Annotated in this window: 2 protein-coding genes; both read right to left on the bottom strand. The window is 34.2% G+C overall.

Going from position 1 to position 1095, the window contains the following annotated elements; genetic code table 11:
* Window positions 1-755: DUF4435 domain-containing protein (locus tag E1160_RS03175; RefSeq protein ID WP_155153549.1), on the bottom strand; the 755-nt coding region annotated here is incomplete at its 3' end.
* The coding region (locus E1160_RS03170; protein ID WP_155153548.1) for an AAA family ATPase at window positions 752-1095 on the bottom strand (344 nt) is incomplete at its 5' end. The genes E1160_RS03175 and E1160_RS03170, both read right to left, overlap by 4 nt.

Genomic DNA, 1095 nt, shown 5'->3' with positions numbered 1-1095 from the left:
AATTCAATTAGGAACCATAAATCATATTTCCCTCTAATGAATGTTTTTGCATGCTTTAATTTTAAATCTCTGTTTATTGGAGCAACTTCAGCATAGCTTGCCCCTTTTTTATCATTGGTAATTTGACGAATTAAAGTAGATGATCGTTTGGTTTGAGGGATCAGGTTTAAGTTTTTATCAAATTTAAAAAGATTTTTTAGAACCAAGTTATTTAAATTTGTAGTTGCTCGTCTTCGTCTTAAAGCAATAATCATAGCTGAAAGTGGACGCATCTTATCTTCAAAGATTTTATACGAGTTTTCAAAAGAATTTATTGTTTCAGTCGATATCAGTTCATCTTCTGCAAGTAAAATATGTTCCGTTAGAAAATGGTTTATTACGCTTCTTGAGCATAAATAATTTTCAATTGAGTACTGACACGTCACAAAAGTGTCATTTGAAATTGCTCTTGTGTTCCCAACATATTCATCATGATCTTTATCTACAAAAAAGGAAACATTGAGGATTTGAGGGAATCTTTTAGCTAACAGATCTCGTACATCCAATACACCTTTCTTTCCATCACAAATTATGAAATGGTTCTCGACGTCGGAAGGCGTATGTTTTTTAATTAATTTTGAATAGAAGACGATATCCTCTTCTCCCTCGAAAAAAGAGAAGAATTGTTTTCTCTTAGGCGATATAGCCGTTCGGAACTTTAGAAGAACCGAGTTTAATGTGCGACGGCTTTCTCTCATTTTTGCCAAGTGACTCAATTGTTCTTCCTCACTTCTACTTTTCCTTGAAGTTCTAAGTCGACAGCGTAGTCATCGAATGAATTCTCAAAAATAAATGGGGAATGTGTTACTGCAGCAATAAGCCCGCAAGTTCCGGTTTCTTCAATATCAGGTAAGAATAAACGTTGCCAGTCAACAGATAGAGATAATTCTGGTTCGTCAATGAAAATTATATTTGTAACGTCTTGATCAAGATATAGATGGGAGAACAGTGATACAATTTGTTTTTCTCCAGAGGAAAGCATCGGCATCTGTATCTCTGTTCCGCATTTTTTTAAGATACGAATGGTACAGTTTACTTCATCGTACACGATATCTT

This window comes from Curvivirga aplysinae, from assembly GCF_009711445.1.
Taxonomy (GTDB): domain Bacteria; phylum Pseudomonadota; class Alphaproteobacteria; order UBA8366; family Aestuariispiraceae; genus Curvivirga; species Curvivirga aplysinae.
The sequence above is the reverse complement of the archived record's forward strand: the minus strand, read 5'-3'. Positions and strand labels throughout refer to the sequence as shown.